Below are 23,258 nucleotides of genomic sequence, written 5' to 3'. Positions count from 1 at the left end.
AGAAATTTCGGCAAGTCTGTAAAAACTCTGCAATCTTCGCTTGACCCCCGACCGTCTGCTATCTAGAGGGCCATTCCGCACCACGGAGGCCCCTTCGTCTAGCGGTTAGGACGCGGCCCTTTCACGGCTGAAACACGGGTTCGATTCCCGTAGGGGTCACCAAGGTGCGGGCTTGCCGACAGGCACGGCCCCTTCGTCTAGCGGTCAGGACGCGGCCCTCTCACGGCTGAAACACGGGTTCGATTCCCGTAGGGGTCACCACGACCTTCTCCACCATCATCGGTTTGAACGAGCCATATCTTCGCAGGTGAATGGCAAGGTCGCGCGCTCCCGATCAATCTCTTTTCCGACGCTAAAGCGACAAAGTACGGGTTCGGACTGGCGCCTCTTGCCGCACGACATTATCGCAAGGCGGATGGTATCCCAACACCGATTCCCCGCTCAGACACTTCGGTTCATCCCGTGATCATGGCAGGACTGCCATGGGGCGGCATATTACTCTCCCTGCTCGGCACGCTGGCGATCTGGCTGACCACTTATGATGCCGCGCTGTCGGGGGCGATCCTGCTCGTCTGGATATGCTCGCTGCTGCTGCGCCGCCGTGACCCTCCACCGGCACCCGAACCGCCCGCACGCGGCACGTTGGGTCCCGAACAGACCCGCGAATTGATCGAGCCGCTATCGCAGCCTTATCTGATGATGGAAAAAGGGCGCATCACGATTGCCAATCGTGCTGCGCGCGACGTGCTGGGCCCGCATATCGTGGGACAGGACGCGCGCGTTGCGGTGCGCCATCCCGAAGCGATCCGCTTGCTCGACAGCAAGGGGGGCGGCAGCGCAACGATCAAGGGGCTATCCGGCCCCCGGTCCATCTGGAACGTATCCGTCCGCCCGGTCGACGATGCGCGGACTACGATCGAACTGGTGAATCGCACTGCAGAGGCCGATATCAGCCGCGCGCATACCGATTTCGTCGCCAATGCCAGCCACGAGTTGCGCACGCCGCTCTCCTCGATCATTGGCTATGTCGAAACTATGCTGGAGGCCGACGTCGACGACGGCCGACCGATGGAACCGGCCACCCGCCATCGATTTCTTGAAATCGTCGCCAAGGAAGCCAAGCGTCTGCAGGCTTTGGTCGAAGATCTTATGAGCCTCTCGCGGGTCGAGGCGGGCAAACACGATCTGCCCCCGACCGTGCTCGATCTGCGCGAACTGACCGAACATGTCGTATCGGGAGTGACTTCGCTGCATGGCAAGGACCGCGTCTTTCTGGATGTCGACCCGCGCCCGATGCCAGTCAGGGGCGATACGCAACAATTGGACCAGTTGACCCGAAACCTGATAGACAACGCCATGAAATATGGATCCAAGACCGAACCGGTCCATGTGTCGGTCAAGCACAGTGACGCGAGTTACGAACTGACCGTAACCGACAAAGGCGAAGGTATCGCGCCCGAGCATCTGCCCCACTTAACGCGTCGCTTCTACCGTACCGATCCCGGACGAAGCCGTGCGGCAGGCGGAACCGGCTTGGGGCTGGCCATCGTGAAGCATATTGTGGAACGCCATCGCGGCAGGATGGATATCGCGAGCGAGTTGGGCGTCGGCACAACGATCACCATCCGACTGCCCCGCCATGTCGACGAAGAGGCAAAAGGCGCTTGAAGCGGGCACCACCAGTCCGCCACGTTGGCGAGTGTAAATTTTTTTGATCCGCACTGTTCCGCAGATTTCAGCCTGTTTAGCAGGTGCTTGGCCCTATCCTGGACACACACTGTAACAAAACTGTCATTGATACGTCATAGTGGCGTCGCCTCCCGGTCATGGAATCGACACTGAACTGTAACATTCGATGAAACACGCAATCACATTATCGCTCCTCGCGACCACCAGCCTAATGGCGGCCCACACCGCCATGGCTCAAGAGGCCACGGTAGACGTGAATGCTATCCAGGCTGAATTGTCCGCTATGCGGGCCAGCATGGAGGCAATGAACCGCCGGATCGAGGAGCTTGAGGCAGAACTGGCCCACACTCGCAACGCCGATGCGCAGCAGCCTGTCGCGTCAGCGGCGCCTGTGGCCGCGCCGGTGCCCGTTGCCGCGCAGGAAGAGCCGCAGACGCAAATCGCATGGAAGGGTGCGCCGGTCATATCGCATCCCGACGGATGGAGCTTTAAGCCGCGCGGGCGCTTCAACTACGACGCCGCCTATATCTCGGCACCCGAATCGACCGGCCATGACGACGGCTATTCCAGCGAGGCGCGTCGCATTCGCCTGGGCATCGAAGGCACAGTACCGGGCGGTTTCGGCTATAAGGCGGAATTCGATTTCGCGCAGGAAGTGACCGTCACTACCGACGCCTATATCGACTATACTGACGGTAATCTCACCATCATTGCCGGACAGCACAACACGTTCCAGTCGATGGAAGAACTGTCCAGCTCGCTCCACACCTCTTTCATCGAACGCGCGGCCTTTACCGATGCCTTTGTGTTCGAACGCCGCGTGGGGATCTCGGCGCAATATATCACCGACGACTGGCTGGTGCAGGCGGGGTTCTTCACCGACAATATCGAAGTGTTGCGCGACAACAAGAACGCTGGCGGCGACATCCGCTTTGCCTATATGCCCAAGGTCGGGGACACACAGCTGCATATCGGCGGCTCGGTCCATTACAACGATATCGAAGATGACGGGCTGGTCCGCTATCGCCAGCGCCCGCTCGAACATCCGAATAATTCGCGCTTTATCGACACCGGCTTTTTCTCGGCCGACAGCGAAACCGGTCTGGGTGTCGAGACATCTGCCATCATGGGTCCGTTCCACGTGGCGGGCGAAGCTTTCTGGCAGCATGTCGAACGGACCGGCTTTGCCGACCCCACATTTTTCGGCGGTTATGCCGAAGTTGGCTATTTCCTGACGCCGGGCGACCGGCGCGGGTATAAAAAGGGCCTGTTCGACCGTATCCGCCCAGCGAATCCGGTGAACGAGGGCGGCATGGGCGCATTACAGGTCAATCTGCGCTATGATTATCTCGACCTCGACGATGTCGATATCGCGGGCGGCCAGCAGAACCTTTACGGGATATCGCTGATCTGGACGCCGACCGACTACACCCGCTTCCTGTTGAACTACGCCTATATCGAGTATGATGGCGCGGTTTATCCAACGGCCAGCGGCGATACGTCTTACGGCGTGAACAGCTTCGGAGCGCGCGCACAGCTGGATTTCTGACCGGAGTGTCGATTTTGCAATTCCAGCAATCACGCAATTTCAAAAGCTTACGCGTACGGCGTGCAGCATTATGTCACATAACTGTCATATTAAGCCCATATTGGCGCGGGCGATTCGAAAGGAAACCAATCCCATGCGCATGATGAAGCCCCTTCTTCTGGCCGCCCTGTCGGCGGCGACCCTTGCGGCCTGCGGCGGCCCCCAGTCGGCCGGCCGCGACCAGATCAAGGCCGTGGGTTCGTCCACCGTCTATCCTTTCGCCAAGGCCGCGGCCGAGGAATTCAGCCGCAGCTATCCGCAGTTCTCCTCGCCCATCATCGAATCGACCGGCACAGGCGGCGGTTTCAAGCTGTTCTGCGGCGGTGTCGGCACGCAATATCCCGATATCGCCAACGCCTCGCGCCGGATGAAGCTGTCGGAATTCGAAACCTGTCAGGCCAATGGCGTGACCGAGGTTGTGGAGCTTGAAGTCGGCCTCGACGGTATTGCGATCGCCGAATCGAAGGAAGGGCAGAACTTTTCCCTGACCCCCGCACAGGTCTATCAGGCGCTGGCGGCAGAGCCCTATGGCAAGCCGCAGACTGCCAAGAATTGGTCGGATATCGACCCCTCGTTCCCGAACGAGCCGATCCTTGTTTATGGCCCGCCCCCGACATCGGGTACGCGCGACGCGCTGGCCGAGCTGATCCTGACTGCCGGTTGCAACACCGATGCCGCGACCAAGGCGCTGAAGGAAACCGACGAAGACCGTTACGAGCAGATCTGCACCGAAGTCCGCAGCGACGGCGCCTATGTCGAGCAGGGCGAGAACGACAATCTGATCGTGCAGAAGCTGGCCACCAATCCCAAGGCGATCGGCGTTTTCGGCTATTCCTTCCTCGAGGAAAATTCAGACAAGCTGCGCGGCCTCAGCCTTGGCGGGTTCGAGCCGACCTATGATAATATCGCGGGCGGACAGTATCCCGGTGCCCGTCCGCTATATATCTATGTGAAGAAACAGCATGTGGAAGCCGTGCCCGGTTTGAAAGAGTATCTCTCGACTTGGGTCGAGAACTGGGGCAAGGACGGCCTGCTTACGAGCAAGGGCATGATCGCTTCCACGCCCGAAGCGGCAGCCCGCAACGCCGAGGTGGCCTCGAATCTGACCGTGATTCAGGCCACGGATCTGCAATAAAGCGAGCTTAATACCCTAGCGATGTCGCCAGCAATTCTCGTTCTACTCGCACTCGGCCTCGGTTTGGCCGGGTGGCTGGCGGCTCGCTCGCGCGCCTATGCGTTTCGCAGCGGTGACAGCCGTCCGCATTCGCTGCCCAGCTATCACGCATGGTATGTCGCACTGTGGGCCTTTGTGCCCGCAATGCTGTTCGCCCTGATCTGGAGCGCGTTCAGCCCGCAACTGGTGTTGCAGGCCATGCTCTCGCATCCGGCCGCCGGTTCGCTGCCGCCCTTTGGTCTTGCCCGCAATACCATCCTTGGCGAGGCGATCGCGGTTGCCAGCGGCGACATGCAGGCGGTGTTCGACCCGCGCGCGCAGCCTCTGGTCGAACCGGCCGCGGCGGCCCTGTCGCGCTATGGCATCATCGGGCTGGCCGTCACCTTGGTGACGGGCTTTGCAGGCGGCGCCTATGCCTTTCTGAAACTGCGTCCCGATTTTACCGCCCGCACCAAGGTCGAGCGCATGGTCATGGGCCTGCTGCTGCTCGCCTCGCTAGTCGCCATTCTGACGACTTTCGGCATTCTGGCGTCGCTGCTGTTCGAAACCGTGCGCTTCTTCGGCATGGTCAACCCCATTGACTTCCTGTTCGGCACGCACTGGTCGCCCGATCCCATGCGCGATCCGGCCTATACGACGGGTGAGGATTACGGCGCCCTGCCGCTGTTCTGGGGCACGATCTATATCGGCGCGATCATCGCCATGATTGTTGCGATCCCTCTGGGCATGGGAAGCGCGATCTATCTGACCCAATATGCGTCGCCCACTCTGCGTAAATGGCTCAAGCCGATCCTTGAAATTCTCGCCGGTGTGCCGACCGTCGTGTACGGCTATTTCGCTGCGCTGACGGTGGCGCCGTTTATCCGCGATGTGGCGCAGTCGATCGGCATTTCCAGCGCCAGCAGCGAAAGCGCTTTGGCAGCAGGCCTGATTATGGGCGTGATGATCATTCCCTTCGTATCCTCGATGGCCGACGATTCGATTGCAGCCGTCCCCGCCGCGATGCGCGACGGCAGCCTTGCCATGGGGGCGACGCAGTCGGAAACCATCCGCAAGGTGCTGATCCCCGCTGCCCTGCCCGGCATTGTGGCGGGCGTGATGCTGGCCGTATCGCGCGCGATCGGCGAAACCATGATCGTGGTGATGGCTGCGGGCGCGTCGGCAAACCTTTCGGCCAATCCGTTGGAAAGCATGACCACGGTCACCTATCAGATCGTCGCCATGCTGACGGGCGAAGGCAGCTTCGACCATCCGGCCACCCTCTCCGCCTTTGCATTGGGGATGGTGCTGTTCGCCGTGACGCTGACCCTGAACTTCATCGCCCTGCGCGTCGTAAAGCGCTACCGCGAAGCCTATGAGTAAGGATGCGATGAACACCGCCTCCCCGTCCCCCGCACAGATGCAGGATTTGTCCGAACTCGACCGGCAGCGTGTGCAGCGCAATGCCGTTGTCGCAAAGCGGTTGAAGAAGCGCTACGCGGCAGAACGGCGCTTCAAATTGCTGGCGATGCTGTCGGTGCTGGTCTCCGTCGCGGTGCTGGCCGTGTTGCTGGTCGCGATGACGTCGAACGGTATTGCCGGCTTCACCCGTGCCGAACTGAAGGTGCCGGTGAAATTTACCGAACTCGGCCTTGCTGTCGATCAAAGCCAGCTCAGCCAGCCCGGTGCCGAAGCGATGCTGCGTTCGGCAGGGTTGACCGACGCGCTGCAATTTGCCGCGACGCAGGCCTATGGCGATGACGTCGCTTCGCAACTGGGCGGCGGTGCTTCACGCGATCTGGCGGCGAAGATCGTGGCCGATCCCGACATGTTGACCCGCGATGTCACCGTGGCCGTGCCGGTCGAGGACGATCTGGCCGCGGCCTATCGCGGCGAAGGACCGGCCGAATTGCAGGCGATGGCATCGCGGCTGAAGGACGAAGGCGTTTTGTCGCGCGCTTTCGACTGGGGCTTCCTGTCGCGTGCCGATGCCACCGACCCGCAGGAAGCGGGCATCTGGGGCGCGCTCAAAGGCTCACTGCTCACGATGATCGTCACGCTGGTGCTGGCTTTTCCCATCGGCGTCTTGGCAGCCGTTTATCTTGAGGAATATGCCCCCAAGAACAAATGGACCGATATTATCGAGGTTTCGATCAACAACCTCGCCGCAGTTCCATCGATCATCTTCGGATTGCTGGGCCTTGCGGTGTTTCTCTGGATCTTTCCCAATCTGCGCAGCGCTCCGATCATCGGCGGCATGACGCTGGCGCTGATGACCATGCCGGTCATCGTAATCAGCGGGCGCAATGCGATCAAATCGGTCCCGCCCTCGATCCGCGACGGCGCGCTGGCAATCGGCGCTTCGCCGGTACAAGTGGTGTTTCACCATGTGCTGCCACTGGCCCTGCCCGGTATTCTGACCGGCACGATCATCGGCATGGCCCGCGCGCTGGGCGAAACCGCGCCGCTGCTGATGATCGGCATGCGCGCGTTTGTCGCCACGCCGCCTGCGGGCTTCACCTCTCCGTCCAGCGTTCTGCCGGTTCAGATCTTCCTGTGGTCGGACGAGATCGATCGCGGCTTCGTAGAGCGTACCTCTGCCGCGATTATCGTGCTATTGCTGTTCCTTCTGGCCATGAACGGCCTCGCCATATACCTGCGCAACAAATTCGAACGCCGCTGGTAATCCCTGAGACCGTCTAATGAAGATGACCATGCCCGAACAAGAACTGGCCGAGGCCACCACGCAGACCGCTGCCGCCAAGCCGAAGATTTCGGCCAATGGCGTTTCCGTTTTCTACGGAGAGAAAAAGGCGATCGACGATGTCTCGATCGACGTGCACACGCGCTATGTGACGGCCTTTATCGGCCCGTCGGGCTGCGGCAAATCGACCTTTCTGCGCACGCTGAACCGCATGAACGACACGATTGCCAGCGCGCGGGTCGAAGGTGAAATCCTGCTGGACGGCGAGGATATCTATCGCTCCAGGATGGATGTCGTGCAATTGCGCGCGCGTGTCGGAATGGTCTTTCAAAAGCCGAACCCGTTTCCCAAGTCGATCTATGAAAACATCGCCTATGGGCCGCGCATCCACGGGCTTGCGACCAGCAAGGCCGAAATGGACCGCATCGTAGAAGAGTCGCTGCAACGCGCCGGCCTTTGGGACGAAGTGAAGGACCGCCTTGCCGATTCGGGCACAGCGCTTTCGGGCGGCCAGCAACAGCGCCTGTGCATCGCGCGCGCCATTGCGGTCGACCCTGAAGTGATCCTGATGGACGAGCCATGTTCGGCGCTCGATCCGATCGCCACCGCGCGTATCGAAGAGCTGATCGACGAATTGCGCGGCCGTTATGCCATCGTGATCGTCACCCACTCGATGCAGCAGGCCGCCCGCGTTTCGCAACGGACCGCGTTTTTCCACATGGGAAAAATGGTCGAGTACGGCAAGACGAGTGACATCTTCACCAATCCGCGCGAAGAACGGACAAAGGATTATATCACGGGGCGCTACGGCTGATTATGGAACACACGGTCAAAGCGTTTGAGGAAGACATTACCCGCCTGCGCGGTCTGGTCGCTGAAATGGGCGGACTGGCCGAGCTGTCGGTCCAGGAATCGCTCGAAGCCATCGTCAATGGCGACGAGGAACTGGGCAATCGCGTCATCGCCCGCGACAAGGAAATCGACACGCTGGAGATGGAGATCGACCGTCTGGCCGTTCGCACCATCGCCCTGCGCGCGCCCATGGCCGACGATTTGCGAGAGGTGATCGCCGCGCTGAAGATCGCGGGCGTGGTCGAACGGATCGGCGATTACGCCAAGAACATCGCCAAGCGCGTCAACCGCATCGAAGGCCGCCGCCGGTTCGAACCGCTCGCGCTAATCCCCGCCATGGGCGAAATCGCGGTCGAGATGGTGCATGATGTGCTGACTGCCTATGCCGCGCGCGATCCGATGCTGGCCAAGGAAGTGATCGCCCGCGATGCGCGCGTCGATGCGTTTTACGACAGCATCTTCCGCAATGTGGTCACCCATATGGTCGAAAACCCCGCCACCATCGGCAGCGCGGCACAATTGCTGTTCGTGGCGCGCAATATTGAGCGCGTCGGCGATCATGCGACCAATGTGGCGGAAATGGTGCATTTCTCGGCCACCGGCACCTATCCGCCCGATCGCGAGGATCACGAGAGCTGATTGCCGGACCACAGTCGTGTAATATTCACGCTCTTGTCATAAGCCGGTAATAAAAGGCGTGTGATGGGGTGACGTACCGCCACTGATAAGGATCCGTAGAAGTGCCCGCTCCGCGCCTGCTTCTCGTCGAAGACGATCTCTCGCTTGCCGAGTTGCTGCAATATCGGTTTGAGGCCGAAGGCTATGAAGTGCACGTCACCGGCGATGGTGACGAGGCGCTGATCCTTGCCGACGAACAAGCGCCCGACCTCGTCATCCTTGACTGGATGGTCGAGGGGACCAGCGGCATCGAAATCTGCCGCCGCCTGCGCCGTGACAAGGAAACGGCGCATGTTCCCATCGTGATGCTGACGGCGCGCGGAAGCGAGGATGACCGCATCCGCGGCCTTGAAACCGGCGCCGACGATTATGTGACCAAGCCGTTCTCTCCACGCGAACTGATCGCCCGCGTCGGGGCGGTGCTGCGCCGCGTGCGTCCTGCGCTTGCGGGCGAGGTGCTGGAGGTCGGCGATATCAAGCTGGACGCCACCAGCCATAAAGCCACCCGTCGCGGCCATTCGCTGCAACTGGGTCCGACCGAATTCCGCCTGCTACGGTTCTTCATGGAACACCCCGGACGCGTCTTCAGCCGGGGCCAATTGCTTGATGCCGTATGGGGCACCGGCAGCGATATCGAACTGCGTACGGTCGACGTGCATATTCGCCGTCTTCGCAAGGGCTTGTCGGTCGAAGGCAGCAAGGACCCGGTACGTACCGTCCGTTCGGCCGGTTACGCATTCGAAGCTGCCTGATCATTTTTGCTGCGCTGCAAGATTGACAGAAGATTAACGGGCGCGCAGCCTGACCCGATCGGGTATTTTTCCGAACATCGTAAATACACCGGGACTGCCCGAGGGAAACCTGTGCGTCTTGCACATGTTCCGCGAAGGGGATGATTGATGAAGACTGTCAAATTACTTGCGCCGCTGTTTGCGGCATCGATGGCGCTTGCCTGCCCGCAACTTGCCCATGCGCAGAGCGAGTGGCCGTTCGTCAGCGGCGAATATGTCGAAGTTTCGGGGATCGAGATCGAGGACGGGCACGGGCTCGATTATGCCAATCATCTGGCGGGCATGTGGCGCAAGGGTCAGGCCTTTGCGATGGAACAAGGTTGGATCACCGGATACGAGGTGCTGGTGAACTCTTTCCCGCGCAAAGGTGAACCCGACGTCTATCTGATCACCCGCTGGACCGAATGGGAAAGCCCCGAAGAGGAAGAGGCGCGCGCCGAGGCCTATCGCAAACATATGGCGATGACCGAAACGCAGATGCAAAGCGCGTCGGGCGAACGCGCCGAATATCGTCATCTGGCAGGTTCGATGCTGCTGCGGTCGATGACATTCCGCGACTGACCGGTCGGGCGGGGTTCGGGTCGCACCCGCCTGCCCTTACCGGCAAAAACTGCCAAACCCGCGCTCTGCCTGATCCAGATGAAAATGATCGGCGTGCAAGGCGTTATAGTCGGGCGACAACACTGTCCCGAACGCATCGCAGGCACCGTCGCGTACCGCTCGCAAAAATGCGCCTTCCGGATTTCCGGCGTTCTGCCAGTCCGCCGACAGGGTCAATCGGCGTCCATCCTCCAATGTGAACCCGGCTATGTCGATGGCATTGCCCGTCGCATGCTCGCTCCACCGGCCTTGCGTGCCTCCATTGATGCGCCGGCAATTAAAGGTGCCCAGATGCTGCAGGCTGGCGACCCTGTTCCCCAGAATATCCTCTGCCGCCGGTTGCACGCGGTGCCGCATCCACCAGTGCAGCGCGGCATTCACGCTGCAACTTGCCTCGGGCATGGTCGGTGTCAGTATCATGCCCCGTTCGGCATCACTCGCGATCCGCATCCGGTCGTCGCGTCGGCACGCCCCCTCACCCGTGGGGTCGAGTGCGGTAAAGCCGATCCCTGCGCGGTCCAGCGCCTGACGGCATTGCACGGGATCACCGCGCAAACCCGCCAGCTTCATCGAAGTCGCCCAGCCTTCGGGCCCGTTCAGGTCGACCGGCGCACGCGGATCATGCTCGGGGTGCGCTTTCAGCCAGCCGTGCCCTCCCGCCAGTAATGCCAACAGCACAAGCAGTGCGATGACAGCGCGATCGATACGGAAAGGGCGGGCCGGCAGGCGTTTGCGGATAGTCACCCTAGTGAAAGTCCCGAGACGGCGGCAGGATCCGCGGAATAATGCGCATATCGCGCGGATGGCGCCCCTGAAACCCGCATTCGCGATTGCCTGCGGGCGGCGGCTCCCACGGATCGATCGGCTGCTTCGCCCCGTCGGGCGCGCTACCATGCGGGTCGGCCGGGCGGTCCTTGCGCGGATCGTCGCACAAGTTACCTCCGCGTCCGGATTTCTCGGGCAGCGGGCTTTGCACGTGATCGGCACGGGCCATTACGGCGGGCATGACATCGTCCGACAAGGCATGCAGGGCGTGATTGGCATCGAACATCTGCTGGACGATCACATGGACGACATCGTCGTCATATTCGACCCGCCCGCGCACCTCCATCAGCCGCGCCCCCATCACCACGCGGCGATATTTCTCTTTCAGATGCGGCCAGACGACCAGATTGATCACCCCCGTCTCGTCCTCCAGCGTGATAAAGCACACGCCCTTGGCGCTGCCGGGCCGCTGGCGGATCAGCACAACGCCCGCCACTTGCACATTCGACCGGTATTTGCGTTCGCGCAGGTCGCAGGCGCGGATAAAGCCGCGTTCGGCGAGGCCTGCGCGCAGGAACGCCATGGGATGCGCCTTTAGCGACAGGCGCGTGGTCTGGTAATCCGCGACGACTTCTTCGGACAAGGGCATCGCGGGCAGAATGGCAGGCGTGACCTCCGCCCCTTCGTCCCGCACCCGCGGATCTCTGGCACGCGCTGCTTCGAACAGGGGCAATGGCGGGGCCGAAACGATCGAACGCGCATCCCACAGGGCCTGCCTGCGGGTAATCCGCAGCGAACCGAACGCATCGGCACTGGCAAGTCGTTCGATATGCGCCGCGGGAATGCCCGAATATTCGCGCAGCGCGGCCACATCGGAAAATGCGGCCCTATCCTCACCGTTCAGTTCTTCCCTGGCAGCGATCAGCCGCGCCGCGACATGTTCGGGCAGTCCGTCCACCTGTCGCAACCCCAACCGCAGCGCCACCGTATCGCCACGCGCGGGTTCCAGCGTGCAATCCCATTGCGACAGGTTCACATCCACCGGTCGCACCTCTACTCCGTGTTCGGCCGCATCGCGCACGATCTGGGCGGGCGCATAAAAGCCCATCGGCTGCGAATTCAGCAAGGCGCAGGCGAAAGCGGCAGGGTAATGGCATTTCAGCCAGCTCGACACATAGACCAGATGGGCAAAGCTGGCCGCGTGGCTTTCGGGAAAGCCATATTCGCCAAACCCCCTGATCTGGTTGAAACAGCGCTGCGCGAAATCGCGGTCATAGCCGCGCTTCACCATGCGCTCGACCATCATGTCCTGCAATTCATCGACCATGCCGCGCGAACGGAACGTCGCCATCGCTTTCCTCAGCCGGTTGGCTTCGGCCGAATTGAACTTCGCCGCGTCCAGCGCGATCTTCATCGCCTGCTCCTGAAAGATCGGCACGCCCAATGTACGCCCCAGAATGCTGGAAAGCTCGTCAGGCGGACCATGCGCGGGGCCCGGGGCCGGAATTTCCACCCGCTCTTCTCCCCTCCGGCGTTTCAGGAAGGGGTGCACCATGTCCCCCTGAATCGGACCGGGGCGCACGATGGCGACCTGTATGACCAGATCATAGAACTCGCGCGGGCGCAGCCGCGGCAGCATGTTCATTTGCGCGCGGCTTTCCACTTGGAAAACGCCCAGCGAATCCCCGCGCCGCAGCATCGCATAGGTTTCCGGATCCTCGCGCGGGACACTGGCCAAAGTCAGCGCGCGGCCATGATGATCGCGCACAAGATCAAGACATTTGCGAATGCAGGTCAGCATGCCCAGCGCCAGCACGTCCACCTTCAATATGCCCAGCGCCTCGATATCGTCCTTGTCCCATTCGATGAAACTGCGATCGGGCATGGCGCCATTGCCAATGGGCACGGTTTCGGTCAGCGCGCCTTGCGTCAGAATAAAGCCGCCCACGTGTTGAGACAGATGTCGCGGCATTCCAATCATCTGCTGGGTAAGCTTCAGAACCCGCCGCAAATGCGGATCGCTGATGTCCATGCCGGTTTCGGCCACATGCGCCTCGCCGATCTCGCGCCCCCAACCGCCCCATACGGTGCCCGCAAGTTTGGCCGTGACATCTTCCGACAGGCCCATCGCCTTGCCCACTTCGCGGATCGCCATGCGTGGCCGGTAATGGATGACCGTGGCGCACAGTCCCGCGCGGTGGCGACCGTATTTCTCGTAAATATGCTGTATCACTTCCTCGCGCCGCTCATGCTCGAAATCGACGTCGATATCGGGCGGCTCCTTGCGCTCTTCGGAAATGAAGCGGTCGAACAGCAGCGCATGGCGCGCCGGGTCGACGGCCGTAATCTCAAGACAATAGCAGACCGCCGAATTGGCCGCCGACCCGCGCCCCTGACACAATATCGGCGGATCGACACTGCGCGCGAAGCGGACGATATCGTGGATCGTCAGGAAATAGCGCGCGAGGTCGAGCTTTGCGATCAGCGCCAGTTCACGCTCCAGCGTCGCGCGAATGGTTTCCGGCAAACCACTGGGATAACGTCTGTCCGCGCCTTCCCATGTCAGCACTTCCAGATGCTGCTGCGGGGTGCGGCCTTCGGGATAGATCTCATCGGGATATTCATAGCGCAATTCGTTCAGGCTGAACCGGCAGCGGTCCGCCAGATCGCGGGCGGCGCGGATCGCATGCGGCCAGCGCGAGAACAGGCGTTGCATCTCCTCGGGCGCTTTCAGATGCCGTTCGGCATTGGCGTGCAGCAAATGCCCCGCCCTTGCCACCGTGGTCTTGTGCCGGATCGCGGTCATCACATCCTGCAACGGGCGGCGGTCGGGTGCGTGGTAATGCACGTCATTCGTGGCCAGCAGGCCCAGCCCATGGGCGCACGCCAGCGCATCCAGCCTGCCGATCCGCGCCACATCATCGCCGCGATAGAGATGGCTGGCCGCGATATGGCCCAGCGATGGCAATAATTGCGCCAGATGCGGCACCAGGCCGGCAAAGGACAGGCTTTGCGCAACCGGCTCTGCCTGCCCCCCGCCAATCGGCATCACATTGCCCGGCAGGCTGACGCGGAACGGCGTATCCAGATCGGGTGGCGGCAAGGCAATCAGATGCAAGGCGCCGTGCCCGCCATCATCCGCCGCATGTTCGGCCAGCATCGCCAGATCGATCTCGCACACGCCCTTGTCCTGCCATGCGCCCGACAAGGTCTGCATCCGCCCCTTGCTGATCAGCCGCGACAACCGGCCATAGGCCGCGCGCGTTTCGGGATAGGCAAGAAAGGCCAGCCCCTCGACCGTTTCGATCCGCGCGCCGATCACCGGGCGCAAACGCAAAGTCTCTGCCTCGCCATGTACGCGGACCACGCCTGCCAGCGAATTTGCATCGGCAATCCCGATGGCGTCATAGCCCATAGCGCGCGCCGTCATCACCAGATCGACCGCGTCGGACGCGCCGCGCAGGAAGGAAAAGCACGAGACGAGGCCAAGTTCGACAAAGGGCGCTCGCGGCGGCGCACCCAATGCATCGGTATCGATCTCTATCCGGCGACGATCGGGCGTTAACGGCGCGTCGGGCATGGCGGCACCGGCAGGCCCCTGACAAGCGGACGGGTCACCGCGAAAACAGGCCGGTTACCCCCACGTTCTGCCGCCCCGTCCACAGCACTATCATCAGGTTTGCGCACAGCTTTATCCACAGACAGTCCACAGCGCGCCATTACGCCAGTTCCCGAAGACGCGCCGCGACGGCCGCCAGATCGGCGTCGAACAGCCGCGCCTGCTCTTTGCGCGCAGGTCCCTCCAACCGCAACAGATAGGACGGGTGCACCGTCACCCACAGCTCGCTGTCATCGTCCAGCGGCACAGGCGTGCCGCGTGCCTTGGTGACCGATATTGTCTTGCCCAACACGCTGCGCGCCGCGCTGGCGCCCAGCGCCAGCACCAGCTTTGGCCGCACGATGGCGCGCTCCGCCTCTACCCACCAGCGGCAGATGTCGATTTCCCGGGCAGAGGGATTCTGGTGCAGGCGCCGCTTGCCGCGACCGGATGCGCCGCGACCGGATACGCCACGATTTGGCACGCCCCGATCAGGCACATCCCCCGACACATATTTGAAATGCTTGACCGCATTGGTGACATAGGCCGCACGACGGTCGATCCCCGCGCGTTCCAGATGCACGTCCAGCAATTGCCCCGCCGGACCGACGAAAGGGCGTCCCTGCCGGTCCTCGATATCGCCCGGTTGCTCGCCCATGATCATCAGCGGGGCATCGGGCGTCCCTTCACCCATCACCGCGCGGTTTTCCAGCGCGCCGATGGGGCAGCGCGCGCAGGCATGGATCGCCTTGTCCACCGCATCCAGCGTTGCGGGCCGTTCGCCATTTTCCATCGCGCCTGCCGAAACCATGGCCGCCTCGCGCGCTTGCGCCCCCGCGATCAGTTCGGGAATCAGCTGCGTTTCGGGCATATTTTTCCAGTATCGGCGCGGCATTTCCTTCAGCATCGCGTCGACCTTCAACCGAGCGGGATTGAAGATCGATGCGTAATAGGCGCGCCACATCCCCTCTACCGGATCGCCGTTCGGCGCATCGGCGCGCGTGGCGGGCGGCCCTTCGCGCAACGTATCGCCATCCCAATGCAGGCTGCCCCGCAGGGTCAGGATCGACCAGCGCATATTGGCAAAGCGACGCGTGAAGAAACCCGCATTATGGCGCAGGATGTGATGCTGCGGTTCAAACCATGCGACGAAATATTCGCCGCCCTCATGCTCGATCTCGCGGAAGCGTAAAAAGGCCCGCATCTTGTGAATGTCGCGCCGCACGCCCCGCGCCATATCGGCCATGGCGCGTATGTCCGCATCGGCCCCGTCCTCGATCAGGCGGGGTTTCGACTGCAATCGCCACAGCACGCGATACAGCAGTGCGAACCTGTCGGTATCGGCATGCAGGATCACGGTCTTCGCAATTTCGATAAAACGCCGCGATACGCGCGGCGGCGGCGCCTCGCGGTCGGGTGCGGGCAAGCGGCGGTCACCATGCGTGAACAGATTGCCCGCCGGTCCGCCCGGTTCGGTCCATGCCACGCGGTCGGGCGGCACATCGGCCATGACCATACGCCGCGCATGATCGCGCCATTCGTCGAAATCGTCGGGCGAGGCCATTGGCACCACGTGATAGGCACCCAGCCGCACATGTTGCAGCGCAGTCATGCGAACAGGTCCAGTTGCCGCCCCGTATCGGGCGCGACCAGCGCCTTCAGATCGGCGCGGTCGATCAGCGCGACGGGCCGCCAGTCGACCGTGACGATAAAGGGACGCAGCTTTGCAACCGACACGGTCAGCCTGGCCACATCGTCCAGTCGCAAGGCGCGATGCCGCCGTGCGCTAAGGATCTGGGCCACGCCGCGCGTTCCCAGTCCCGGTACCCGCAGCAAAGCCTCTTTCGAAGCGCGATTGACGTCGACGGGAAAGCTGTCGCGGAACTTCAGTGCCCATGCCAGCTTGGGGTCGATGTCCAGCGGCAACATACCGTCCGCCCCGGCGGCATCGGCCACTTCCGCCGGAGAAAACCCGTAAAAGCGCATCAGCCAGTCCGACTGGTAAAGCCGGTGCTCGCGCACCAGTGGCGGGCGTTTCAACGGCAGCACCGCGCTGGCATCGGGAATGGGGCTGAAGGCCGAGTAATAGACGCGCCGCAGCCGGTGCCGCCCGTAAAGCGCGCTGGCGCGGCTTACGATATCGGCATCGCTGGCCCCGTCGGCACCCACGATCATCTGTGTCGACTGCCCCGCGGGCGCATATGCCGGCGCATGGCGGAAACGCCTCTTCGCGTCGCGCCCTTCGGCAATGGCATTGCGCATTGCGCCCATCGCGCCATCGATCCGATGCGCATTCTTGTCGGGCGCCAGCCGGGCCAGCCCCGCATCGGTCGGCAATTCGACATTGATCGAGATGCGATCGGCATAAAGCCCTGCCCGCCGGACGATTTCGGGATCGGCCTCGGGAATGGTCTTCAAATGGATATAGCCGCGAAAATCATGCTCCTCGCGCAGGATGCGCGCCGTTTCGACCAATTGCTCCATCGTGTGATCGGAATTGCGAATGATGCCCGAGGATAGGAACAACCCCTCGATATAATTGCGCTTGTAGAACGAGAGGGTGAGATCGGCGACCTCGCGCGGGGTAAAGCGCGCGCGCTCCACATTCGAACTCTTGCGGTTCACGCAGTAATGGCAATCGAACACGCAATGGTTGGTCAGCAGCAGTTTCAGCAAGGATATGCAGCGACCATCGGGCGCATAGGCGTGGCAGATGCCCATGCCCTCGGTCGATCCAATGCCTTTGCCGCCCCGCCCCCTGTCGTTCAGGCTGTCGCGTTTCGACGTGCCCGACGATGCGCAGGACGCATCATATTTGGCGGCATCCGCCAGGACTTTCAGTCGTTCGATAAGTGATTTCTGTGCCATTGCGACTCCAGTGTTCACTTTATGTTCTTTGCGCCATGCTGGCTAGCCCCACTCGCCGCAAAATCGACGAACCGAGGGCGTTCAGACCAATCGCAATATTATGACAGACAAGGCCGCAATCATGTCATGACATAGTATCAATCGATGCGCTGCAGCCGCGCAAACTTCGCAAAAGATATGCTGGATTCCGCAGCAGGACAGGGCGATAGTGGCGAAAATACCACTCGCACCAAAGCGCTTGCATGTTGGCGTTAACCATTGCATCGCGCCATTTACAGATAGCACGGAAGGCCTCCGTGTGCGGGCGGCGGGGTTTTGACCTCGTCGCCCTTCGCATTTGTTGCATCATTGCATCATCCGGTATCTTTGAGGCTGCACGGCAATGCGATCGTGCGTGATCGCGTCAAACACCTGTCGGCGAATGCCCAGGCGAACGAAGCTCAGGCGAAAAGGCCCTGCATGAACCAGTCAGGTGCTCCGCCCCGCCCGTCGCCGGCCAGCCCCAGCCGATAGATCCAGAAACGCCGTCCCTCGCCATCCTCGATCCGGTAGTAATCGCGCAGCCGCGCCGCACCCTTTTCGCGCCACCATTCGGGCGCGATCCGTTCCGGCCCCTCGGCACGCGCGACATCGTGGACATGACCGCGCCAGCGAAAGCGTTGGGGCAAACCGTCGGGCGTGGCATAAAGCACCGCGATCGGCTCTGCCTTGTCCAGCAGCCTGAACGGGCGGGCGTGAAAGGCAAAGCTCTCCTGCGCTGCGGGCACCGGCTCCAGCGGCGCCTGCCAGCGCTGGGCGCGTTCGGGCACATGGCTGGCAAAAGGCACCGGTCGCCGCACCGCGCGCGTGCCCAGCCGTGCCGACAGCCGGTCGATACAGGCTGCAAGGCTGGTTCCATGCACCTCTGCCGAGGCATCCAGATCGGCCTGCGCCAGCCCCAGCGGCTCGGCCCAGCGGGCGACCAGCCGCGCCATTTCGATCCCCAGCCCTGCATCGATCGTGGCGATCCGTTCGGCAAACAGGCGGCAGACATGGGCGGCATCGCGCGTCGCGGCGGCCAGTTCCAGCGTGCGGATCGCGATTTCGCCATCGACACGCCAGCATGCGAGTTCCAGCCGCCGTGCCCCTTCGCCCCGCCCTTCCAGCATGCGCATCATCGCGGCGGCCAGATCGGCCAGCACGACTTCCAACAAAGGCAAGTGGCGGATCGGCTCCATCAGCCGCAATTGCACCATGGCGGGCGGATTGCCGATGACCGGCAGCATGGGTTCGGGGACCAGTCCGATCATCTGGTCGCGCCGCATCAGCGGATTGGCCATGGCCGAACGGCGGTTGCGGAACCGGCGCGACAGCGCATCGCGGCCGATCCCGTCCAGATCGCCCACCCGTTTCAGCCCCAGCCGTCGCAGCACCAGCAGCACATCGTCGTCCAGCCGCAGTGCCGCGACCGGCAAAGGGGCCAGGCTGGCAGCGATATCCTCTCCCCCGTCCAGCACCAGCCCGCCCTTTCCCTGACGGGCTCTCCCGTAATGCGCCAGCGCCCATGCCGCGCCTGCCGTGGGTGCGATGGCCAGCCGCACCGTCAAACCGCGCGCCGCGAACACGCGCGCCGCATCATCCAGCAGGCGTTGCTCGCCGCCGAACAGATGGGCCGCGCCGGTGATGTCGACGATCACCCCGTCGGGCGGGTCCAGCGCGCTCCATGGCCCCCAGCGTTGCGCCCACACGGCCAGCCGTTCCAGAAAGGCAAGATCGCCCGCCGGATCGGCAGGGCGCACTTCCAGCGCGGGACACAAGGCGCGGGCATCGGCCAGCATGGTGCCGATGCGCACACCCGCCGCCCCGGCGGCGCGCGTGGCAGCGGCGATGCGGGGGCCATGCGCGGTTTCGGTAATGAGCGCGAGCGGAACATCCGGCTCCGCCTCGCCTCCCGCTTCAGCCTGCCGCCAGCGATCGATCGCCAGCCGCGCGCACCAGATCGCCAGCACCCGCCTGTCCGGCTGCAAGGTGCCCGCCATGGTCGGCGGCGTCATGATCGACCGGACGGGCGGAGAGGATCGATCCCCCATTACCCCCTCCATCACTTGTCATGCGTTCGGGCCTGATCCACCATGCGCCGGGGCGCAGGCCTCGGGCGCGGAACAATTCGCCGCGCCAGCCCGGCAGGCCCGGTGCCTGCGGGTTCCAGCGCGGCGGCTGCGATACGGCAGAGCATACATCCCACCGCATCCGTGCCGCGCCCAGATCGCGCTGCGCATCCACCCGTACCAGCCACAGCGGCACGCGATGCCGTTCTGCCGCCAGCACCAGCCGGCGCGAGGCCGTGAAATCCAGCGCACGCGGGTTTCCCGCGATCTCTCCGATCACAAAGGCCAGATCGTGGCAGCGCACGCCTTCTTCCAGCGCGAACAAGGCATCCTCTGCCGTGCGCACGGCCACATGGATCGCCCGATGCGCCAGATCGCGCGGCAGGCCGGGCCAGAACGGCCGGCCGCCAGCGCGGATAGAAGCGGCGTCCTGCACCCACAGAAAGGCACGCTCGTCGCTCGTTTCGGTGAGTGCCCGTTCGTGCAAGGGTCGCGGTGCCCCGCGCGCCAGTTCCAGCGCCAGCGCCGCCCCGGCCCCGTCGTCGCCGTTTGCAAAGATCTCCCCCGCTCCGCGAAAGGCGATGGCAGGGTTCCAGCCGCGCCCGTCCCCGTCCTTGTCCCCACCCTCCAGCCAGCGCGAACCGGCCAGATCGGCAGCGGGAAACACCCCTTCGGGCAAGGGAACCGGATCGGCAGGGCATATACCTGCGTGGGGATCGGGACCGGCGATGACAGGCTCCATTAAAAGAATCGAATCGGGACATGAAAACGATCAATGTTCTTATTATGTTCCATTCGTTGCGTCCACTGACCCATCCGAAAAAACGGAACAGCCTGCCCTTTCCACCGTTGCATCAGGGAAGAACAAACCGAAAGGACCAACCCATGCAATATAAGGAAGGAAAAGCCGACGAGCTGAAGCAAAAGTTCTGGAAGGAACTGGCCTCATCCCCCTTTGTGATGCTGCAGCTTGACGGAGATCCCGACAGCGCCGCCCCCATGACCGCGCAACTGGACAAGGATGCCGATCACGCGATCTGGTTCTTCACCTATCGCACCGGCCATTTCGCTGCGATGGGCCCCGCCACGGCCACATTCTCCTCCAGCGGCCATTCGGTATTCGCCCGCTTCCGCGGAACACTCGTCGAAGAAACCAGCCGCGAACGGATGGAGAAAGAGTGGAGCAACATGACCGAGGCATGGTTCCCGGGCGGCAAGGACGACCCCAACCTGCTGATGCTGCGTATGGATCTGGGCAAAGCATCGATCTGGGATGCCAGCATCGGAATCACGACAACCGCCAAGATGATGCTGGGCAAGGATGTCACGGGCGACGTCCGCGACAAACATGTTGAGACTTCGCTATAAAATGATGAAGGCCGTAAAACGAAAAAGGGGCGCTCCATCGCGGAGCGCCCCTTTTGCCATCAGCCCAGCAGACCGGGAAACAGGCCGAACAGCAGGATCAGCGCCACCGCCATAGGGGCCAGCCACGCCATCACAAAACGGTACAGACCCAGCATGCCCACCGACAGTCCCGTCTGCGTTTCCACCAGCCTGCGATCCGCGCGCCAGCCGATGAACAGCGACACGCCCAGCGCCGCCAGCGGCAGCATCACCTTACCCGTGATGCCGTCGATCGAATCCAGAATATCGTTCTCGGCAAAAATGCCCCAGAACCATAGCGGCCGCACATCCGACAGCACATTATAACCCATCGCGCACAGCAACCCGATCGCATAGGCACTCCCGCCGACCAGCAAGGCTGCATGCAGGCGCTTTACCCCGAACCGGTCGATGACCCACGCGACCGGCCCTTCCAGCAGGGAAATCGAACTGGTGAGCGCGGCAAAGAAGATCAGGACAAAGAACGCCAGCCCGATCAGCGAACCGGCAGGCATCTGCGAAAAAGCGACTGGCAGCGACTGGAACACCAGCACCGGCCCAGCCGCCGGATCGAGGCCCACCGCAAACACGATGGGAAAGATCATCAGGCCCGACAGCATCGCCACACCCGTATCCGCCGCCGCGATCATACCTGCCGTGGGGGCCAGCTTCACGTCGTCGCCCACATAGGCGCCATAGGTGATCAGCGCCGCCGACCCCAGCGACAGCGAGAACAATGCCTGCCCCAACGCCTCGTTCACCGCGGTCGGCGTCAATTGCGAGAAATCGGGCGTGAACAGAAAGGCCAGCGCCTGTGCGAATTCGCCCGTAAACGCACCATAGATGGTGATCGCCACCAGCAGCACGAAAAAGGCCGGCATCAGCGTGCCGGCCGCTTTTTCGATCCCGTCGTGCACGCCATTGGCGACGATCATCACGGTTACCACCATGAAAATCGTGTGCATCCCGATCATGGTGCCAAGGCTGCCGAACAAAGAGCCCATGCGCCCCGTAATCACATCCTGCGTTTCGCCCTGAAACGCCGCGCCGAACGGCGCACCCGCCCCGATGGACGATGCGACATCGCCGACCATCACGAACACGTAATACAGCGCCCAGCCCGCCACGACCGAATAGAACGACAGGATCAGAAAAGCGGCCAGAATCTCGATTCCGCCGAACAGGCTCCATTTGCGCGACACGCCCGATTTTTCGGCCACGCGGGCGATCGATCCCGCCGCATCCTCGCGCCCGGTGCGCCCGATCATCACTTCCGACAAAACAAGCGGCAGGCCGATCAGGAAAACACAGGCGATATAGACAAGAACGAATGCCCCGCCCCCGTTTTCGCCCGCCAGCGTCGGAAAGCGCCAGATATTGCCCAATCCGACCGCCGCACCGATGGCAGCCAGCAAAAATGCCGTCCGCGAGGACCAGCCCTGTTCTCCGGCCTGTCCGGTCGCACCTGCCATTCAACCCTCCGTTTCATCTGTAACGGACCTGACTTATAGAGGTGAAACGCCCGCTGAAAACCCGCTGCGTGCACCGCATCCACATGGCGGTGCCAAACAGGCGTTGCTTGCGCGCCCTTTCCCACATGGCAAAGCGCGGCTAGAACGCCGCCCATGTCCACGACCTTCCAGCTCGACACCGCGACCAGCCGCGCCAATCCCACCCCCGCCCCGATGAAGCGCCTGACCGTGCCCAAGGTGATGCAGCGCAAAAAGGACGGCGTGACCGAAGAACCGCTTGTCATGCTGACCGCCTATACCGCGCGCATGGCGCAATTGCTGGACCCCCATTGCGATATGCTGCTGGTGGGGGATTCGCTGGGGCAGGTGATCTACGGGCTGCCGTCGACCCTGCCGGTCACGCTCGACATGATGTGCGCCCATGGCGCGGCAGTGGTGCGCGGATCCTATCATTCGCTGGTGGTGATCGACATGCCGTTCGGCAGTTATGAGGCTTCGCCCCAACAGGCTTTCGAAAGCGCCAGCCGCATCATGGCCGAAACCGGCGCTGCGGCGGTCAAGCTGGAAGGGGGGACAGCCATGGCCGAAACCGTGTCCTTCCTGTCGCAGCGCGGCATTCCGGTAATGGGCCATGTTGGCCTGACCCCGCAAGCAGTGAACGCGCTGGGCGGCTATATGGCGCGCGGGCGAAGCGAGGCGGAGGAAGCCAAGATCGTCGCGGACGGAAAGGCACTGGAACAGGCCGGAGCATTCGCCATCGTAATCGAAGGCGTGGTCGAGGATATTGCCATCACCCTGACCAGGGAAATCGCCATCCCCACCATCGGGATCGGCGGATCGGCGCAATGCGATGGTCAGGTTCTGGTGGCCGAGGATATGCTGGGCATGTTCGAACGCACACCGCGCTTCGTAAAGCGTTACAACGACATCGCCAAAATCATTTCGGACACGGCGGGCGAATATGCCGCCGACGTCCGCGCCCGCAGCTTTCCGGGCGAGGAGCAGGTGTATAAGGCGAAATAGCTCC

General features: G+C 62.6%; 18 protein-coding genes and 2 tRNA genes. 13 read left to right on the top strand and 7 right to left on the bottom strand.

Annotated features, from left to right (window positions below):
* Positions 1 to 87 precede the first annotated feature (87 nt).
* The 11 genes from LOZ77_RS03620 to LOZ77_RS03570 all read left to right on the top strand — a co-directional run bounded on the left by LOZ77_RS03620 (position 88) and on the right by LOZ77_RS03570 (position 10,016).
* Positions 88 to 162, top strand: a tRNA-Glu gene (locus LOZ77_RS03620).
* A gap of 24 nt (positions 163 to 186) precedes the next feature.
* Positions 187 to 261, top strand: a tRNA-Glu gene (locus tag LOZ77_RS03615).
* 207 nt (positions 262 to 468) lie between these two features.
* On the top strand, positions 469 to 1,668 hold the full coding sequence (locus LOZ77_RS03610) for a cell wall metabolism sensor histidine kinase WalK (protein ID WP_230280832.1): 1,200 nt from the start codon (positions 469 to 471) through the stop codon (positions 1,666 to 1,668).
* 250 nt (positions 1,669 to 1,918) lie between these two features.
* Positions 1,919 to 3,238: an OprO/OprP family phosphate-selective porin gene (locus LOZ77_RS03605; RefSeq protein ID WP_230280831.1), complete on the top strand. Its 1,320-nt coding sequence runs from the start codon at positions 1,919 to 1,921 to the stop codon at positions 3,236 to 3,238.
* A 133-nt stretch (positions 3,239 to 3,371) separates the two neighbouring features.
* Complete coding sequence (locus LOZ77_RS03600; RefSeq protein WP_370638042.1) at positions 3,372 to 4,412, top strand: substrate-binding domain-containing protein; 1,041 nt, start codon at positions 3,372 to 3,374, stop codon at positions 4,410 to 4,412.
* Positions 4,413 to 4,433: 21 nt separating this feature from the next.
* Positions 4,434 to 5,813 carry a phosphate ABC transporter permease subunit PstC gene (gene pstC / locus LOZ77_RS03595; RefSeq protein WP_230280830.1) on the top strand — a complete coding sequence of 460 codons (1,380 nt, stop codon included), beginning with the start codon at positions 4,434 to 4,436 and terminating at the stop codon, positions 5,811 to 5,813.
* Between the two features lie 37 nt (positions 5,814 to 5,850).
* Entirely contained in the window at positions 5,851 to 7,116 is a 1,266-nt protein-coding gene (gene pstA / locus LOZ77_RS03590; RefSeq protein ID WP_230281761.1) for a phosphate ABC transporter permease PstA, read from the top strand.
* A 28-nt stretch (positions 7,117 to 7,144) separates the two neighbouring features.
* The gene (pstB, locus tag LOZ77_RS03585; protein ID WP_230280829.1) at positions 7,145 to 7,948 is read left to right on the top strand and encodes a phosphate ABC transporter ATP-binding protein PstB; all 804 of its coding nucleotides are present in this window, start codon (positions 7,145 to 7,147) and stop codon (positions 7,946 to 7,948) included.
* Entirely contained in the window at positions 7,945 to 8,625 is a 681-nt protein-coding gene (gene phoU, locus LOZ77_RS03580; protein ID WP_230281760.1) for a phosphate signaling complex protein PhoU, read from the top strand. The genes pstB and phoU overlap by 4 nt, the downstream gene beginning before the upstream one ends.
* 101 nt (positions 8,626 to 8,726) lie before the next feature.
* Entirely contained in the window at positions 8,727 to 9,416 is a 690-nt protein-coding gene (gene phoB / locus LOZ77_RS03575) for a phosphate regulon transcriptional regulator PhoB (protein WP_230280828.1), read from the top strand.
* A 147-nt stretch (positions 9,417 to 9,563) separates the two neighbouring features.
* On the top strand, positions 9,564 to 10,016 hold the full coding sequence (locus LOZ77_RS03570; protein ID WP_230280827.1) for a hypothetical protein: 453 nt from the start codon (positions 9,564 to 9,566) through the stop codon (positions 10,014 to 10,016).
* A gap of 36 nt (positions 10,017 to 10,052) precedes the next feature.
* Here the strand turns inward: LOZ77_RS03570 and LOZ77_RS03565 are convergent, their stop codons facing one another.
* The 6 genes from LOZ77_RS03565 to LOZ77_RS03540 all read right to left on the bottom strand — a co-directional run bounded on the left by LOZ77_RS03565 (position 10,053) and on the right by LOZ77_RS03540 (position 20,115).
* Entirely contained in the window at positions 10,053 to 10,799 is a 747-nt protein-coding gene (locus tag LOZ77_RS03565; protein WP_230280826.1) for an extensin family protein, read from the bottom strand.
* A 1-nt stretch (position 10,800) separates the two neighbouring features.
* Positions 10,801 to 14,400, bottom strand: a complete 3,600-nt coding sequence (locus LOZ77_RS03560) for an error-prone DNA polymerase (RefSeq protein ID WP_230280825.1) — start codon at positions 14,398 to 14,400, stop codon at positions 10,801 to 10,803.
* A gap of 139 nt (positions 14,401 to 14,539) precedes the next feature.
* Positions 14,540 to 16,030, bottom strand: a complete 1,491-nt coding sequence (locus LOZ77_RS03555; protein ID WP_230280824.1) for a TIGR03915 family putative DNA repair protein — start codon at positions 16,028 to 16,030, stop codon at positions 14,540 to 14,542.
* Entirely contained in the window at positions 16,027 to 17,286 is a 1,260-nt protein-coding gene (locus tag LOZ77_RS03550) for a putative DNA modification/repair radical SAM protein (RefSeq protein WP_230280823.1), read from the bottom strand. The genes LOZ77_RS03555 and LOZ77_RS03550 overlap by 4 nt, the downstream gene beginning before the upstream one ends.
* A gap of 440 nt (positions 17,287 to 17,726) precedes the next feature.
* Entirely contained in the window at positions 17,727 to 19,319 is a 1,593-nt protein-coding gene (locus LOZ77_RS03545; RefSeq protein ID WP_230280822.1) for a DNA polymerase Y family protein, read from the bottom strand.
* On the bottom strand, positions 19,222 to 20,115 hold the full coding sequence (locus LOZ77_RS03540; protein WP_230280821.1) for a hypothetical protein: 894 nt from the start codon (positions 20,113 to 20,115) through the stop codon (positions 19,222 to 19,224). The genes LOZ77_RS03545 and LOZ77_RS03540 overlap by 98 nt, the downstream gene beginning before the upstream one ends.
* Positions 20,116 to 20,258: 143 nt before the next feature.
* On the opposite strand from LOZ77_RS03540, the gene LOZ77_RS03535 reads away from it, so the two are divergent.
* Entirely contained in the window at positions 20,259 to 20,741 is a 483-nt protein-coding gene (locus tag LOZ77_RS03535) for a pyridoxamine 5'-phosphate oxidase family protein (protein WP_230280820.1), read from the top strand.
* 59 nt (positions 20,742 to 20,800) lie between these two features.
* Here LOZ77_RS03535 and LOZ77_RS03530 read toward each other — a convergent pair whose 3' ends face one another.
* Positions 20,801 to 22,231: a sodium-dependent transporter gene (locus LOZ77_RS03530; RefSeq protein WP_230280819.1), complete on the bottom strand. Its 1,431-nt coding sequence runs from the start codon at positions 22,229 to 22,231 to the stop codon at positions 20,801 to 20,803.
* A 153-nt stretch (positions 22,232 to 22,384) separates the two neighbouring features.
* Here LOZ77_RS03530 and panB point away from each other — a divergent pair, with 153 nt between their 5' ends.
* Positions 22,385 to 23,254 (top strand): 3-methyl-2-oxobutanoate hydroxymethyltransferase, encoded by an 870-nt coding sequence (gene panB / locus LOZ77_RS03525; protein ID WP_230280818.1) that lies wholly within the window; start codon positions 22,385 to 22,387, stop codon positions 23,252 to 23,254.
* Positions 23,255 to 23,258 lie beyond the last annotated feature (4 nt).

Source organism: Croceicoccus sp. Ery15 (assembly GCF_020985305.1).
In the GTDB taxonomy this organism is placed as follows: Bacteria; Pseudomonadota; Alphaproteobacteria; order Sphingomonadales; family Sphingomonadaceae; genus Croceicoccus.
Note: the sequence above shows the minus strand (reverse complement) of the source record. Positions and strands in the feature narration are given on the sequence as shown.

What these genes read in the sequence shown, in the direction of transcription:
- LOZ77_RS03570 (WP_230280827.1), top strand. Translation starts at nt 9,564, where the DNA reads ATGAAGACTGTCAAATTACTTGCGCCGCTGTTTGCGGCATCGATGGCG.
- pstA (WP_230281761.1), top strand. Translation starts at nt 5,851, where the DNA reads ATGCAGGATTTGTCCGAACTCGACCGGCAGCGTGTGCAGCGCAATGCC.
- LOZ77_RS03535 (WP_230280820.1), top strand. Translation starts at nt 20,259, where the DNA reads ATGCAATATAAGGAAGGAAAAGCCGACGAGCTGAAGCAAAAGTTCTGG.
- pstC (WP_230280830.1), top strand. Translation starts at nt 4,434, where the DNA reads ATGTCGCCAGCAATTCTCGTTCTACTCGCACTCGGCCTCGGTTTGGCC.
- LOZ77_RS03530 (WP_230280819.1), bottom strand. Translation starts at nt 22,231, where the DNA reads ATGGCAGGTGCGACCGGACAGGCCGGAGAACAGGGCTGGTCCTCGCGG.
- LOZ77_RS03550 (WP_230280823.1), bottom strand. Translation starts at nt 17,286, where the DNA reads ATGGCACAGAAATCACTTATCGAACGACTGAAAGTCCTGGCGGATGCC.
- LOZ77_RS03555 (WP_230280824.1), bottom strand. Translation starts at nt 16,030, where the DNA reads ATGACTGCGCTGCAACATGTGCGGCTGGGTGCCTATCACGTGGTGCCA.
- LOZ77_RS03605 (WP_230280831.1), top strand. Translation starts at nt 1,919, where the DNA reads ATGGCTCAAGAGGCCACGGTAGACGTGAATGCTATCCAGGCTGAATTG.
- LOZ77_RS03560 (WP_230280825.1), bottom strand. Translation starts at nt 14,400, where the DNA reads ATGCCCGACGCGCCGTTAACGCCCGATCGTCGCCGGATAGAGATCGAT.
- pstB (WP_230280829.1), top strand. Translation starts at nt 7,145, where the DNA reads ATGCCCGAACAAGAACTGGCCGAGGCCACCACGCAGACCGCTGCCGCC.
- panB (WP_230280818.1), top strand. Translation starts at nt 22,385, where the DNA reads ATGTCCACGACCTTCCAGCTCGACACCGCGACCAGCCGCGCCAATCCC.
- LOZ77_RS03600 (WP_370638042.1), top strand. Translation starts at nt 3,372, where the DNA reads ATGCGCATGATGAAGCCCCTTCTTCTGGCCGCCCTGTCGGCGGCGACC.
- LOZ77_RS03610 (WP_230280832.1), top strand. Translation starts at nt 469, where the DNA reads ATGGCAGGACTGCCATGGGGCGGCATATTACTCTCCCTGCTCGGCACG.
- LOZ77_RS03540 (WP_230280821.1), bottom strand. Translation starts at nt 20,115, where the DNA reads ATGGAGCCTGTCATCGCCGGTCCCGATCCCCACGCAGGTATATGCCCT.
- LOZ77_RS03545 (WP_230280822.1), bottom strand. Translation starts at nt 19,319, where the DNA reads ATGACGCCGCCGACCATGGCGGGCACCTTGCAGCCGGACAGGCGGGTG.